The sequence below is a fragment of the Geminocystis sp. genome (assembly GCF_041753295.1).
Lineage (GTDB): Bacteria > Cyanobacteriota > Cyanobacteriia > Cyanobacteriales > Cyanobacteriaceae > Geminocystis.
The window spans coordinates 1-15078 of sequence record NZ_JBGSUU010000111.1 but is presented as its reverse complement, the minus strand read 5'-3'; the positions used below and the strand labels follow the sequence as shown (position 1 = coordinate 15078).

Sequence of the window (15078 nt, the reverse complement as noted above, 5' to 3'; positions counted from 1 at the left end):
TTGGTGAAGCCTTAGAAGCGTTTCGCACCGCCATATCTTTTCGCTTTTTTCAATGGTTAAAAGATAATATTGAGGTATTTACTAATTATAAAGCAAGTTTGGGCTTTGTTTGGGCATAATTTTTGTTTAAGTACCGCTAATGGACAACGCCAATAACTTTTAATTCCTTTATACTCATATTCATAACCTCCACCACTTAAACCTTTTGCACTTAAATCACCACTAGCCCATAATCTTCCATCCTCATCTTGATAATTATAATTATTCATTCTTTTGTCTGATAAATTACTATATTGAGGATTCCATGTATAATTATTAGCAGTTTTTACATAGAAAAAAATAATATCATTATTGCGTCCAAATCTTTTTTTTGCATCACTATGAGATGTTGTTCTTTTCCAAATAATTTCATTGATAAAATCACCGCATTGAGAGCAAAAAATAGCATCTAAAACTATTTTTAAATAATGAGATGCAGAAGGATCACAATGGAGATAAAAGCTACCAGTGGACTTTAAAACTCGATGAATTTCGACTATTCTTAAAGTCATATTAACCAGATAAGCAAAGAGGCTTCCCTTACCTAAAACTGGCTCTAATCCGCAGATTAAATCAACGGTTTTTTGAGTGAATTTACCATGATAATTTTCTTTAATTTCAACTAAACCTAAATTAGCTAAATCATCCCAGGTCCAAGTATCAATAAAAGCCTGTGCTTGAGCTCGATCTTCTTTACCAATATTGTTATAAATTTGGTTATAATTACGCTTAGAATTGAAGGGAGGATCAATATAACATAAATCCACCGATTCATCTTTAATATGTCTTCTTAAAACCTCTAAATTATCGCCGTAAAATAATTGATTATTCATAAAAAAGTTCAAATATAAAAAATAGTGAATAAATGGAAAAAACCTTTGTACCTTATCTAATCTTGATTTTATTACATTAACATCTTTGCACTTTTGGGAGAAAAAATAAACCACTTTATGAAGTTTTTATGATACAGTTTCGCTAACTCAAGCTACAAATATTATATTCATTAGATTGCCAATTACTAAGGGATAATTTATAATAAGTTTTGATTTAAAAGGATTAGTGAAATTGACTTATTCATCAGAAGATTTACACAAAGCAACTTACAGTATTATTGAGACAGCTAATTTTTTAGACGCTAAAGGATGGACTCCTGCCACTAGCAGTAATTTTTCCGTCATGTTAGATAATAATTATTGTGCCATTACTGTGTCGGGAAAACATAAAGGTAAGTTAACCCCTGATGACATTATGGTAGTGGATTTAAAAGGAAATCCTCAAGACGATAAAAAACCTTCGGCGGAAACTCTCCTTCATACCAGTTTATACGCTTGGGATAATTCTCTAGGCTGTGTGTTGCATACTCATTCTATTAATAGTACTATACTTTCTTTATTAATTAATGAGTCTTTTTGGCAATGGCAAGGTTATGAGTTATTAAAGGCGTTTAGTGGTATTTCTACCCATGAAAGTGTCGTTAAAATGCCAATTTTTGAAAATACTCAAGATATAGGGATTTTAGCGGAGGAAGTTATTAACTATTTAAAAACAGATATTCCTTGTTGGGGTTATCTAATTCGAGGGCATGGAGTTTATACTTGGGGTAAGGATATGGCTTCGGCTTTACGACATTTGGAAGCGATAGAATATTTAATGGAATGTGAATTAAAAATTATGAATATTAAAGGTAAATTATGAGTAGTTTAAAAATATTTGATGACGATAAACCAACCACACCAATTTTTGATAGTAATACTGTCGGTGAAGCTGACAAAATAACTAAAATTATCAATGAATTAAAACAAGTTGGGGTAAGATTTGAACAATGGCAAACCATCGAGAGTTTAAAATCTGGTGCAACTCAAGAGGAAGTTTTAACAGGTTATAAACGTGAAGTTGATAAATTAATTCAGGAGGAAGGTTACTTAAGTGTTGATGTTGTCAGTTTAACTAGGGATAATCCTCAGAAAAAGGCTTTCCGAGAAAAATTCTTAAACGAACATACCCATAGTGAAGATGAAGTTCGTTTTTTTGTTCATGGTAAGGGTTTATTTAGTTTACACATCGAAAATCAAGTATTTGAAGTGTTATGCACTAGAGGCGATTTAATTAGTGTACCTGCAAATACTCGTCATTGGTTCGATATGGGAGAGAATCCTGATTTTATTGCGATTCGCTTTTTTAATAATCTTCAAGGTTGGGTGGCTAATTTTACTGATAGTGATATTGCTAGTCAATTTTCACGATTAGATTAGGTTAATTTTGTTTAATTTTAAGTTTTTCTAAATTCCAAAATGCACCTCCTAAAGCTGAATATTCAACTCCCCCAATACGATTTCTCACGGCGGCTAAAGAATAAGGATTAACTAAATAAATTAGTGGTAAATATTCTTGGGCTAATTGTTGAGTTTCATCGTAAATTTTCTTTCTTTTTTCAAAGTTTAATTCCCTCGCACCTTCAATGTATAAATTACCAATTTTAGCTTCCCAATCAGCGATAATTCTGCCTTGAATTGGGGGCCTTCCGGGTTGGGGTTTTTGATTAAAAAGGTGTAAATTACCGTCAGGAAACCATAAATTAGAGTTGCCATTAGGTTCATTTCCTGCACCAAAACCAATAATATGAGCTTCCCAATCTAAAGAATTTGTGAGCTTATCCACTAATACACTAAAAGCGATGGGACTAAAGTCAACGGTGATACCAATTTGACTTAAATCTTGCTTTATTTGTGAACCTAAAGATTCTCTAATTCTGTTTCCTGCGTTGGTTAATAAAGTGAATCTTACTTCATTATTTTCGTTGTCTAATAACCTTTCATTTTCGTCATATTTAAACCCTTCTTGTAATAGTATTTTTTTTGCTAATTCTGGATCATAATTATATCCTTTAATGGTGGAATCATAAAAAGGTGATTGTACAGAAATTGGTGAATTTTGGGCTTCTCCTAAACCTCGATAAATATTGTTAATCATTCTTTCTCGGTTAATACCATAGGCGATCGCTTTGCGAAAATTAACGTTATTAAACCACTTAGATTTGATAGGATCAATAAGGGGTTTTCCATTTCTTGAACCTTGATTAAGATTGAAACTCATAAAAGTTGTACCATAAGCAGCACCACCATTATGAATAGTAAAATTACCTCGATTTTCTTCTTTTTTAAGTAAGGAAAAATATTCAGGAGAAACCGCAATAGAATCTAAATTGCCAGAACGAAATTGTACAATAGAAGTATCTGTAGATTCAACAATTTCCCACACAACTTCTTCAATATAAGGTAGTTGATTATTATTTTCATCTTTTTGCCAATAATAAGGATTTTTACTGAAAATTAATCGTTGAGAAGTAGCATAACTTTTTAATTTATATGCACCATTAACTATTAATTGATCTGGAGGAGTATCTACACCCCAAAAAGAGAGAAAAATAGGTTTACCATCTTTTCCTTTAGTGGTCACTTTTTCCGCTAAAATATGTTTAGGTAATATTGATAAACCAGTACTTTCTAAAAAAGGTGCGAAAGGTTCGGGAATTGTAAATTTAACTTGTAAATTATTAACTTTTTCAACTATAGGTAAAGCCTTACTTTGTCCTACTCTTAAACTATCTCTAGCATTAGAAGGAATTTCCTCATTAAGATATAATTGGTTATAACTAAAAACTACATCATCAACGGTTAAAGGTTCACCATCAGACCATTTTAAATCTTTTTTTAAGGTAAAAATAATAGTTAATTTATCTTCAGAAATAGTCCAAGATTGTGCTAAAGCTGGTTCAATTTTTCCCGTGAGAGGATTTTCGATAACTAATCCTTCATAGGTTAAACCGAAAATATTAGGGGATTCTTGAGATAAAACGGCATTAAATGTTTTGGGATCACTTAAAATAGCTTGAATAAGTCTTGATTGATTCTGTGGAGCATTGTTAAAACTACAAGAAGAAATAAGGGTTGTTAAGCAAAAAATAATCATTACAGATAATAATTTTCGCCATAATAATTTGATTTTCAAAAAAGATAACTTCATTATAAATAACCTCAAGATTAAAATATTGTTAAGATGGTAACTTAAATTATTACTTAAAATAGCCGTTAATTGAAATAATGTTAGAGAATATTTTTAATTTATCAGACAGTTTACAAAATTTTATTACAGATTTAATTATCGCTTTTAGTATTCTCATTTTAGGTTATTATTTTCTTAAAATTAGTAGAAATATTATTTTTAGACAACTTAAAAAATTTAGTAAAAAAACAGAAAATATACTCACAGATCAAATTATAGAAATTGTTGATAAATATTTTGTACCCATCGCTTATTTTGGGTTGTTATATTTAGCAATAAAAGAAGCACAATTAAATCCTGCAATTTTAGCTACCGTTAAAACTATTGTTATTATTATAACCACAATTTATGTCACTAAATTTTTAGTAGATATATCAAAAATTGTTATTTATTATTATAGTGAAAAATATCATAATTCAGACTCCATAATAGAACGAAATATTAAAGCCTTATTTCCTGCCATTAGAATTGTATTTTGGGGATTAGGACTTATTTCTATCCTGAGTAATTTAGGTTTTGATATAGCCGCAATTATTGCAGGTTTAGGTATTGGTGGTGTGGCTTTAGCTTTAGCTTCTCAAGGAATTTTACAAGACTTATTTAGCTATTTTGCAATACTTTTTGATCGCCCTTTTGAAATTTCTGATTTAATATCCGTAGGTGATTTTATTGGTCATGTAGAACATATTGGCATCAAAACAACAAGAATAAAAGCTATAACGGGAGAACAATTAATCTTAGCAAATACCGATTTAACTAATTCAAGATTGCGTAATTTTAAACGCATGGAGCAAAGACAAGTTATTTTAAAAATTGGAGTTATTTACGAAACTGATAATAAAATATTAGCTGAAATTCCAGACATCATTGAAAAAGCCATAAATAACATTGAAAATATAACTTTTGACTTAGCTTATTTTTATGGTTTTGGTGATTTTAGCCTTAATTTTGAGGTTATTTATTATGTTGATAGTAATGATATAAGAGTTTATCGTTTAGCAAGAAATGAGGTTAATTTAGCTATTAAAAATGCCTTTTCTCACTATCAATTAGAGTTTGCTTATCCCACTCAAGTTAACTATTTATCTTCCTCTTCTATCAAGGAAAATGATCAAGATTAGATTTATAATTATTTAACTTTAAACAAAAATAACGCAGCACATCAAATCTAAAATGACAATGCTACGCTACTATAAAGTACTTTTAAAAAAAAATTACAGTTTACTACCGCATTCAGGACAAAAATGATTATCCGCAGGGTTTCTTGTACCACAATTATTACAGATAACGATTTCTTTCTTAGGAATATCAGGGGATTGTTTTTGTAGTCCTAACATTTGAGAGTTAGCTTTTCCCGGTTCTACCATAGGATAACAGTTTTCATCTCGTTTAACATGAACATCTAACAATACAGGCCCGTCATAATTTAACATTTCGGCGATCGCCTGAGATAATTCACTACGATGATGAACAACTAAACCTTTAACACCAAAAGCCTGAGCTAAAAGAGGAAAATCGGGCATCCCAATTTCCATATTAGAGGAAGAATAACGCTCACCGTAGAAAGTTTCCTGCCATTGACGAACCATACCCTGCCAACCGTTGTTAATGATGACAATTTTTGCCTTAATGTTGTATTGAGCAAGGGTTGCTAATTCTTGTAAATTCATTTGAAAACTAGCATCACCACTAATACAAATAACTTCTTCATCAGGTACAGCTACTTTTGCACCCATAGCCGCAGGTAAACCAAAACCCATAGTACCTAAACCAGCACTAGAAATCCAACGATTTGGACCTGTTTTTAAGAATTGGGCTGACCACATTTGATGTTGTCCAACGTCAGTAGTATAATAAGCATTAGGAGCTTGACGACCAACTTCCACAATTACTTCTTGAGGGGAAATAGTTTCATCGGGATGAGGAATAACTAAAGGATAGTCTTGTTTCCAACGATCAATTCTAGCTAACCAATCTTGAGTTAAAGTATCTCCTTCTGGTAAATCTAACTCCCTAGCTCGTTGTAAAATCTGTTCTAAAACTTGACGAACATCACCGACAATAGGAATATCAGGACGACGATTTTTGCCAACTTCAGCAGGATCAATATCAATATGAATTACTTTTGCACGAGCAGCAAATTCATCTAGTTTACCCGTAACTCGATCATCAAATCTAGCACCAACGGCAATTAATAAATCACATTCACACACAGCAAAGTTAGCATAAGCAGTACCGTGCATTCCTAACATTCCCACAGAAAGAGGATTATGTTCATCAAATGCACCTAAACCCATTAAAGTGGTGGTAACAGGTAACTGGAAACGTTCGGCTAATTCTTGAATTTGACCATAGGCATTAGAAGAAATCGCACCACCGCCAACATAAAGTAAAGGTTGTTTTGCTGAGGCAATTAATTCTACCGCCGCCGTGATTTGACGAGGATTACCTTTAACCGTCGGACGATAACCTGATAACTTCACCTCTCCCGGATTAACAGGAATATACTCACATTCTTCTAAACCAACATCTTTAGGAATATCAACTAAAACAGGACCAGGTCTGCCTGTACTAGCGATATGAAACGCTTGGGCAATAATCCAAGGAATATCTTTAGCGTTACGAGCGACATAGGAATGTTTAACAATAGGTAAAGTAATACCAAAAATGTCAATTTCTTGAAACGCATCAGAACCGATAGCGGCTCTCGATACTTGTCCTGTAATAATTACCATGGGAATCGAGTCCATCTGTGCGGTGGCAATACCAGTAACTAAGTTAGTCGCCCCTGGCCCTGAAGTACCAAAACAAACCCCCACTTTCCCCGTTGCACGGGCATAACCATCTGCAGCGTGAGCGGCCGCTTGTTCATGTCTAACGAGGATGTGTTGCAATTCTCCCCTTGCTTCAGAGCGATATAACTCGTCATAAATAGGTAAAATAGCACCCCCCGGATAACCGAAAATATGCTTGACACCATGACGACAAAGACTGTCCATGAGGGCAAAAGCACCACTACATTTAACAGGAATTACATCCGTTGATAATTTAAAAGAAGCTACCATATATTTTTATTTAGTAATCTACAACTATATCTATATATTGATTGTAGAATCTGTTATAGATTATGTGTTTAATTATTGTTTATTTGTTACGTCTCTACTGTTAATTTTAAATCAATTAGGGTTTGCTGAACAAATTTTTCTCATGGTTCTTCACTGAGGTTCGCAACCAATAAATTAAGGAAAATCAATCATTAGACTTCTTGCAGAAGTGGAGTAATGAGTAATAAGTAATAAGTAATGAGTAATGAGTAATGAGTAATTAACGTTTTCCATCCTAAAATAGATTTTACTTTTTATTTTGCAAGAGGTCTATTATAGGACTGCGACCCTCAACCAAAATGACCTCAAATGCAGTAAAATCGTTTTGAGCCTCGACAATAGACAGAGCAAGGGTTTTATTATGTAGTTTCTAATAAAGAAAAAGTAATCTTGGATATTTTTTGATGAGCCTCGCAAGGAGTCGCTATCCTTCGGGGTAGTGGAATTAATGGTATAAGAGTCTTATAAGTTGGGTGAGTATACCAAACATCTAAAGGGAGTCGCTATCCTTCGGGGTAGTGGAATTAATGGAAACAGGCTACAAAAATGCCGACAACTAGGAGTGACGACTCTGGTCTTGATAAACTCTTATAGTATTGCTAGATAGTTCAATAATTTTCTGTTTTAATATTTCAGGTTTATGTACTGTTACGTCTCCGCCGAAGCCTAGTATCCATCTAATCAAATCAAAATCATTTAGTGACCATTCTGGTAGTGTCACCTGAAAACGATAAGGTTTTTGTTTATCTTTACTTTTACTTAAACTAAATAAAGAGGGATTATTATTAAATATTAAACGAGAAGGTTTTGTCATCTTCATTTGTTGACTAGGGAATCTTTTTGTTCCCTCTGCAATAAAGCCAAATATTTTTTCACTAAACCATAATTCTACTGTAACTTCTATTTGTTTTTTCTCCTCTTTCTTACTGCTAAAAAATAATCTTTGTCCTTCAACATTATTTCCTAAATATATTCCATAACTTGCTGATAACAATTTTGTTAATTTATTTAGTGCTTTTTTCTGCTCTGTTATCGTTCTACTGTTATCTATTTCCTGCTGAATATAAAGTCTATCTAACCGCTCAAAACGGAATAATTTATTATTTTCTCCTCCTTCCTGTTCAAATCCTAGATACCAAGCAAAATTATAAAAAACTATCTGTAATAACCATGCACAAAAAGCTCCTTTTTCCTCCCCTTCGTAACTTCCACGATTAGCAAATTTATTCAGCTTTACTAATTTTCCCTGTTCAATAATTTTCTGTATTCTCTGTGTCTGATTACTCAAGGTTTGTAAGTCTAATGAATCAATATCAATCATTGATCTATTGGCGATCGCTCTGACAGGATAAATGTAGTTATCGTCAAAATGAGCCCATTTCATTTTCTGTTGAAATTTATTGTATAAATTGAGGGCGAGAGGATCATCAATATTTTTAGTTTGGGTTTGCAGGAGACGGAATGTATTAATTAATTCTCCTTCAGAAAGGATACCAGTACCGAGGAAATAACCGTTACGCATAGTTTTGGGTAAAATTTGATAAGGTTTAAGGATAAATTCAATATCTTTTCTGAGTAAGTCTCTACGACTTTTTAGAGAAGATAAAGACATTTTTTCTATGGTTAATAATTGTGCTGTTAAATTAGTTAAATGCCCTTCACAAATTGGAATGTATTTTTTTTTTGGATCAGGATTGTAATATTTTTTTTCATTATTATCATTAATTTCTTGTAGAATAATGGGGTTAAGTTCTTGACAAAAAGGGTAAAATATAATAGTTTTTATAGTATTTAATATTCTCTCAAAAATATATTTATCAGAAGCATAATGGGTAATAACTTCATCACAATTATAGTTAATATTTGTTCGTTCAATAAAACTTAAACCATAATTTAATTGAGTATTATTCTGTTTAACTAATCCATAATTAATAAGGAATTGTAAATCATTTTCAAGAGCTAGTTTATCAGCATAAATGTTTCCTTTAAGTTTAGCCATAATAGCTGTTATTTCGCTAATAGCATCATAAAAAGTAACAGAATTACCAAATATTTGCTCTAAAATATCAGCATAGGCATATTGTAAATTACCTAACTCTGGATAAGCAATTAATAAAGATATTAGGTGCATTAATCGATCAAAATCAAGTAATTGAGAATAAAGATGAAGAGTAATATTCTCGACTTTAGTGCGATTTTGTCTATTAACTAAACAACGATCTAAATTGTTAAGTTTTTGCTCAATAAAAGATAAATTATAGTCTTGGGGTTGTTTAATTTCGTATAAATGAATAAAACCCTCCGCTACATGGGGAGATATTTGTTGTAAAGATTCACTCATTCTTTCTATTATATGATCAGGCACTTGACGATGGCGCTGACTATTCCATTTTTGAGCGATTTTGACATCTAAATTGAGATACCATCCTAACCAATTAATACCCTTAATTTTACCATTAATTTTTGATAATAAATCCATTCTCCATGCCCTTTGAGCATTAGTAGCATCATAGATTATGGGGGTATGGGAATTAAGAGCAATCTCAATTTGCTTAATAACTTCCTCTTCAATTTCAGCCCAATTTCCCTGTATTATTTCATCTCCATAAAGTTGTTTTCTGATAGTATCCGTAGAGATAATTTGATAATTACCAGTATTTGCTAAAAGTTGAGCAAATGTTGATTTACCAGCCCCCGAAATACCAATTAAAAAGTGACATAACATAATTAAATTAATGTTGATTAGTAATAGTGTTTAAATTGACTAAAATTATTTTATTTAAAATATCAAAAGGATTTTTATCTGGCATTTTAGTTAATAGTTGTAAAATTTTAAACATTGACTTTTCTAATGCTTCTGGATTATAAATATCATTAACTCCTGTTATTTCATGAATATATAAATTTCGCTCTTGAACATATCGATCAATAGATTTTATTTTATTTAATAATTCTTGTTCATCTTTTTTAATATATGATACAATTCTCATCATTATTGGAATATTTAAGTAGCTGATATTAGAGTATTTTGTAGTAATTTTTTCATATAGTTTACCTTGGTCAAATATCTTAATTTTATCAATAAGTTCTATTTCAATATCTCTCCATTTTTTGTTAAAAGAGATAATTTGGGGACTAATTTTTTGTATCAATAAATATTTTAATAAATTTTCTTGAAAGGCAACTAACCACACTAAAAAATCAGCATATTCTTTTTGTTTTAGTTTTATACTAGCCTTAAAATAAACTTCTTGAAGTAGAGAAAGTATATGTTTTTGTCTTAATAAACTAATATCATTAGCCAGATTTTTCATAGCCTTATCTTGATGTTTATTCACCTGACTATAGGCTTGATTAAAATTAAAAGCTAGTCTAAATTTTCCGTAAATAATAGCATCTTCAATTTTAGGATGATATAGCAAACTTTTTTTTATAGTAAATAATGCACCACTATAATTATAATTTTGTATCTGTTGAGAAATAACTTTTAAATCAATTTCTTTTTTTATACTGTTTAAATTAGTAGTAAAAACACGTTTTTGATTAATTCTAACTTGATCGGGATGACGTACCTGCCAAACATTGCTAAGGGGTGCATAACCAGCAGTTTGTAAAATAGCCCAAGCTGATTTCATGATGGGAGTACCAGAGGAAGCATTTAAGGCTAATCTATCTCCTTTGTGTTGTAATTTTTGAGCAAATTTGAGAGCTTTTTTTGCTTCTTGTATTGCTAAAGTTAAATTAACAGGATCATCAGATAATTCATTATTTACAGCAATTAATATGATGTTTTCACAAGTATAATTTTCTTCTATCCAATCTTTTGTTAATTCTGCTTCTGTTAATGTACCTTCTGTATGTAATAAAATAGAATGTTTTATTATTTGATTTTCTGTTGATAATTCTTTAACTAAAGTAACAATAGATCCTTCTTCTCCATTTTTTGGTGAAAATGGGTCTTGTTTTCCCACAAAAGATAATAAGATGATTGCCATTGTTTTTCTATATAATTAAAAAAAAATAAGTCTTATTAAATAAGAGAATCAGATAACTTCTTCAATTCATTGGTTAATTTTTCTCTGGTATAATCTAATTTTAGTAGTTTTATTGCATTAAAAAAAGGTGTTTTTACTTGCTCATTATAAACTTTTGAAATATCATCCCCAGAAGCATTTTGATCAGCTGATAAATATTTAATAACATCTTGTTTTTCAATGCCTCTTAAATTGTGCATTAATTGATTTCTTAAATCATCTTCTCGGTTACGATAATATTTACAAGACCACCTTAGTAAATTCCAACTTTTAAATTGTGGTTCTAATAATTGTAACCATTCTAACATTATCCAATTTTTATTAGTGTTATATAAGTCTTTATCTTCTTTAATAGGATGTGATTTAGAAGGATAAAATAGCTGATTTAAAATATCTTTTTTTTCCTTTATTGATTTCACTATATTGGTTAAAAATAAACCTTCATTATTCCATTTTAAACATTCAGAACCTAAGAAAGATTTTTGCTCACCTTTGACAGTAATATTTTTTGTTTTTTCTAAAATTGCTATCTTCATAAATGTTTCTTGTGCTGAGGATAATAAAGTAATTCCTGCTAAGAAATTTTCTTGATTAAAAAAGATAGTTATTAACTCTAATACATCAACAATTCTTTGAGTGGCAGATTCAATAGAAAATTCCTGTTTTTGATCATTATTAAGACGATTAAGATTGAAAAAATCAACAAAATATTGTAATTTATTAATAGTTTCTGGTTTGATGTTATCAATATTGTTTAATAGCTTCAGGGCAGCACCGGGGGAGTTAGTAACTAAACTTTTAGCTTGTTGTATTTTTAAACCTCTTAAATAACGAGAACTATCGATAAGTTCACAATAGTTTTGTTGTGACTCACTACTAACTAAAAACTTAACTTTATCGCCAAATTTTGCTAGACTAATAAATTGTAAAGCAGAAGATAATGCTGGAGTTCCTGCTTGATGACTAATATATACTTTTTCTCGCTCAAGGATGGTAATTTCTCCTAATTTTTGATTAACTAAATCTAAAGTGCTATCCCAAGAATCTAAACCTTTTGTATTAAGTGAAGGTGTTAAAATAAGAGGTTTAATTTTGGTATTTGGAAATTTATTTTGCAGATATTTATTAATAATATTTTCAACAGTACAAGTATCTTTCCAATAGGGCGATTTTAGGGAATAACGCTCAGCTTCATCAAATAAATTAGATTGATCAGAAAGTAATATAATGATCTGATCTGGGATAATATTTTGTTGTGTTAAAAGCTGAGTTAAAGAGTCTAATAAAGGGAAATATAAATATTGATAGTGGTTATCTAAATCTTGAGCATAAGCTAATCCTACAACTCTAGCTGGAACTGTCCATAAATTCTCATTTTCTACTTTATTTGGTACAAAAGCACAGTCATAAAGTTGATTATAAATATCTAATAATAAATCATCCCAGTTTTCATTAGTAGTTAATTGAATATCACTATTTCCAATGGTTAAAATCCATGTAGTCATTTTATTTTTACCTTAATTGAACAGTTATTTTTTTGCTTTTTAAATAAATTTAGTAGAAATTATTGCTGTTATTTCTTTAATCACATCTTTAAGAAAAGGAGCATTAGAATTAATGACATTTTTTTCACTCTCTTCATGTTTATGATGAGGAAAATTAGGTAAATTTAACTTTTGATGATGTTCTGTATTATCATAACGAAAAATTAAATTATTATCAGGATTCATATATTGATAACTATACATTTTACGATCAATATTAGTTTCTACATCAACAAATTCTCTAATATGAAGATAGGATTGATCAATAAAAATAATTTTCCCTTTAATAAACCCCTCATAAGTTGCTCTTTTTTCTAAATTAATTTCATATGATTTAATAAGCAAAAATTCTAAGATTAAATCAATAATATATTGAGAATAAACTTCAATTAACAATTTCAACTCCTTCTATTGTTAACTTTTTCTGTTGTAAAGTTTCTAGCATTTTTGTTTCTCCTATCCATTCATCAAAATCAAAACTATGGTTTAATTCATCATTATTAAACTGTTTTAAAAATTCTTCTGTTGATAGTTTATATTGAGTTTCAAATTGCTTAATTCTTTCTTGAGTGCTTTTAATTCCAGATTCAAGACTTTGTAATCTTTCTGATAAAGCACTGGTGATAATTTGTCGTAATGATTGGGCATCATGAGATCTTAGTTTAATTTCAGCAATCATTTAATTTAACTCCATTATTGATAAGATTCTTTATTTTTGATAATTTTAACTTACTACCAAAGTCTTTGAAATTCACTACTATTTGAGCCTAAATATCTTAAAAAATCTTGAGTTTTTGGGCTATTATCAGGGAAAATAGTTAGCATTTCTACATACTCTCTAGTTATTTTTACTATTTTTTCTGTCGTGATTTTACGGGGATACATCCGATGCCATATTCTGCCAATTGTCCCCATTTTTCCTGTTAAGCTAGATCCTTTAATGGTATTATTCTCTTGATATTGTTCGTGAAAAAAATAAATAGCCTCACTATCTTCTTTATCCTCCGCTATTCTTCCCCATACTTGTACATTTCCTTTTTTGAAGGCTTCTCGCCAATTTGTACCGTTAGGGTTTAATTGTCCATCGTTACGAGTTACCCAACTTTGCATATTACGATGAACTGCATCAAGAAAAGCGGTAATATCAGCTAATTCATTTACACAGATATGTAAGGCGGTGGAAGATTTCAAAAATTCCCAATGACAACCAATCATCGGTTTATTACCGTTATCTAAGTAATCAGAGAAAAAGATACGATGATCTACTCTACGCCATGATTTCCCAAAACCTCCTAACAGTAGACTGAATTGTATTAATTTAGCAAGAAATTTTTCAAGGTTATTTTTTCTTCCTTCTGTCATCTTACCCATTGCTAATATGTCTAATTTACCGTGATTTAATTTATAAATAGGCATATCAAAAGAATTTCTGGCGGGAGTATAGGTGAAATCATCCAATTCTAAATCAATAGAATCAAAAACAATACCTAATTCTCCTACGATCGCACCATTCCTTCCTGCAAATCCACCCCATAATTTTTTAGTAATTCTTTCTGCTGTATCGGCATCGGTGACTCCCCCTAATAACCTCAATGTATGTCCTCGTAAAGAGGCTTTAAACATATTAGCTCTAAATTCTCCTTCTTTATTGATTAATTGAGAGGCTAATCCTTGTCCTTTTAGATTTACACTAATGACAGAATTTAATTTACTACGATCTAGTTTTACTTGTCCATAACCTGCACTTACTCTTGTACCAATACCTTGGGCGATCGCTTTTTCCCATATGTGCCAAATCTTTTCCCATTCTTCAGTACTTAATTTTTCTTTACTGGAAATACCAAAAGTTAACTCAGGTTGATAAAGAGAAATTTGAATAAATGCTGAGTGATTACCTCCACTTTTTAACTGCCAATCTTCTTGAGGATGAACTACATCAACGATATTTTCTTGACTCCAATCGGCATCAGGATAGCCACCATGAAACCTTAAAATACCAGGGTGACTTTCTCCCTCACTTTCACAACCACAATATCTTTCTCTTTTACTTTTAGGACAACTACGCCAAAAAGCTCCTTTCATACTTGAACCTGGAAAATAAGGAAAACCTTTTGCCCCGATAACAGGACGTATTACTCCCTCATCTTGACCACTATTAGCGGTACTTAAACAAAAATTATGCCCAAACAAAGCCCAAACTTGCTTTATAATTAGTAAATACCTCAATATTATCTTTTAACCATTGAAAAAAGCGAAAAGATATGGCGGTGCGAAACGCTTCTAAGGCTTCACCAA

The 15078-nt window shown here is 30.8% G+C and carries 11 protein-coding genes and 1 pseudogene; 3 read left to right on the top strand and 9 right to left on the bottom strand.

What is annotated here, in order from left to right; genetic code table 11:
* Positions 1 to 122 precede the first annotated feature (122 nt).
* A pseudogene (locus ACEW8E_RS14025) lies at positions 123 to 872 on the bottom strand (DNA methyltransferase); the annotation flags it as partial.
* 232 nt (positions 873 to 1104) lie between these two features.
* On the opposite strand from ACEW8E_RS14025, the gene ACEW8E_RS14020 reads away from it, so the two are divergent.
* Positions 1105 to 1734, top strand: coding sequence for a methylthioribulose 1-phosphate dehydratase (locus ACEW8E_RS14020; protein ID WP_373480976.1), 630 nt, complete (start codon positions 1105 to 1107; stop codon positions 1732 to 1734).
* Positions 1731 to 2291, top strand: a complete 561-nt coding sequence (locus ACEW8E_RS14015) for an acireductone dioxygenase (protein ID WP_373480975.1) — start codon at positions 1731 to 1733, stop codon at positions 2289 to 2291. Before ACEW8E_RS14020 ends, ACEW8E_RS14015 begins: the two co-directional genes overlap by 4 nt.
* 1 nt (position 2292) lies before the next feature.
* Here ACEW8E_RS14015 and ACEW8E_RS14010 read toward each other — a convergent pair whose 3' ends face one another.
* Entirely contained in the window at positions 2293 to 4062 is a 1770-nt protein-coding gene (locus ACEW8E_RS14010; protein WP_373480974.1) for an ABC transporter substrate-binding protein, read from the bottom strand.
* Between the two features lie 77 nt (positions 4063 to 4139).
* On the opposite strand from ACEW8E_RS14010, the gene ACEW8E_RS14005 reads away from it, so the two are divergent.
* Entirely contained in the window at positions 4140 to 5222 is a 1083-nt protein-coding gene (locus ACEW8E_RS14005) for a mechanosensitive ion channel family protein (protein ID WP_373480973.1), read from the top strand.
* A 93-nt stretch (positions 5223 to 5315) separates the two neighbouring features.
* Here ACEW8E_RS14005 and ilvB read toward each other — a convergent pair whose 3' ends face one another.
* From ilvB to ACEW8E_RS13970, 7 genes are all read right to left on the bottom strand, one after another.
* On the bottom strand, positions 5316 to 7166 hold the full coding sequence (gene ilvB / locus ACEW8E_RS14000) for a biosynthetic-type acetolactate synthase large subunit (RefSeq protein ID WP_373480972.1): 1851 nt from the start codon (positions 7164 to 7166) through the stop codon (positions 5316 to 5318).
* 595 nt (positions 7167 to 7761) lie between these two features.
* On the bottom strand, positions 7762 to 9930 hold the full coding sequence (locus ACEW8E_RS13995; protein WP_373480971.1) for an AAA family ATPase: 2169 nt from the start codon (positions 9928 to 9930) through the stop codon (positions 7762 to 7764).
* A 7-nt stretch (positions 9931 to 9937) separates the two neighbouring features.
* Positions 9938 to 11200 (bottom strand): hypothetical protein, encoded by a 1263-nt coding sequence (locus tag ACEW8E_RS13990; protein ID WP_373480970.1) that lies wholly within the window; start codon positions 11198 to 11200, stop codon positions 9938 to 9940.
* Positions 11201 to 11235: 35 nt separating this feature from the next.
* On the bottom strand, positions 11236 to 12744 hold the full coding sequence (locus ACEW8E_RS13985; protein WP_373480969.1) for a hypothetical protein: 1509 nt from the start codon (positions 12742 to 12744) through the stop codon (positions 11236 to 11238).
* A 39-nt stretch (positions 12745 to 12783) separates the two neighbouring features.
* Entirely contained in the window at positions 12784 to 13179 is a 396-nt protein-coding gene (locus tag ACEW8E_RS13980; RefSeq protein WP_373480968.1) for a DUF6516 family protein, read from the bottom strand.
* Complete coding sequence (locus tag ACEW8E_RS13975) at positions 13169 to 13462, bottom strand: hypothetical protein (protein ID WP_373480967.1); 294 nt, start codon at positions 13460 to 13462, stop codon at positions 13169 to 13171. The genes ACEW8E_RS13980 and ACEW8E_RS13975 overlap by 11 nt, the downstream gene beginning before the upstream one ends.
* 53 nt (positions 13463 to 13515) lie before the next feature.
* On the bottom strand, positions 13516 to 14973 hold the full coding sequence (locus ACEW8E_RS13970; protein ID WP_373480966.1) for a hypothetical protein: 1458 nt from the start codon (positions 14971 to 14973) through the stop codon (positions 13516 to 13518).
* Positions 14974 to 15078 lie beyond the last annotated feature (105 nt).

What these genes read in the sequence shown, in the direction of transcription:
- ACEW8E_RS14015 (WP_373480975.1), top strand. Translation starts at nt 1,731, where the DNA reads ATGAGTAGTTTAAAAATATTTGATGACGATAAACCAACCACACCAATT.
- ACEW8E_RS14010 (WP_373480974.1), bottom strand. Translation starts at nt 4,062, where the DNA reads ATGAAGTTATCTTTTTTGAAAATCAAATTATTATGGCGAAAATTATTA.
- ACEW8E_RS14005 (WP_373480973.1), top strand. Translation starts at nt 4,140, where the DNA reads ATGTTAGAGAATATTTTTAATTTATCAGACAGTTTACAAAATTTTATT.
- ilvB (WP_373480972.1), bottom strand. Translation starts at nt 7,166, where the DNA reads ATGGTAGCTTCTTTTAAATTATCAACGGATGTAATTCCTGTTAAATGT.
- ACEW8E_RS13995 (WP_373480971.1), bottom strand. Translation starts at nt 9,930, where the DNA reads ATGTTATGTCACTTTTTAATTGGTATTTCGGGGGCTGGTAAATCAACA.
- ACEW8E_RS13990 (WP_373480970.1), bottom strand. Translation starts at nt 11,200, where the DNA reads ATGGCAATCATCTTATTATCTTTTGTGGGAAAACAAGACCCATTTTCA.
- ACEW8E_RS13985 (WP_373480969.1), bottom strand. Translation starts at nt 12,744, where the DNA reads ATGACTACATGGATTTTAACCATTGGAAATAGTGATATTCAATTAACT.
- ACEW8E_RS13975 (WP_373480967.1), bottom strand. Translation starts at nt 13,462, where the DNA reads ATGATTGCTGAAATTAAACTAAGATCTCATGATGCCCAATCATTACGA.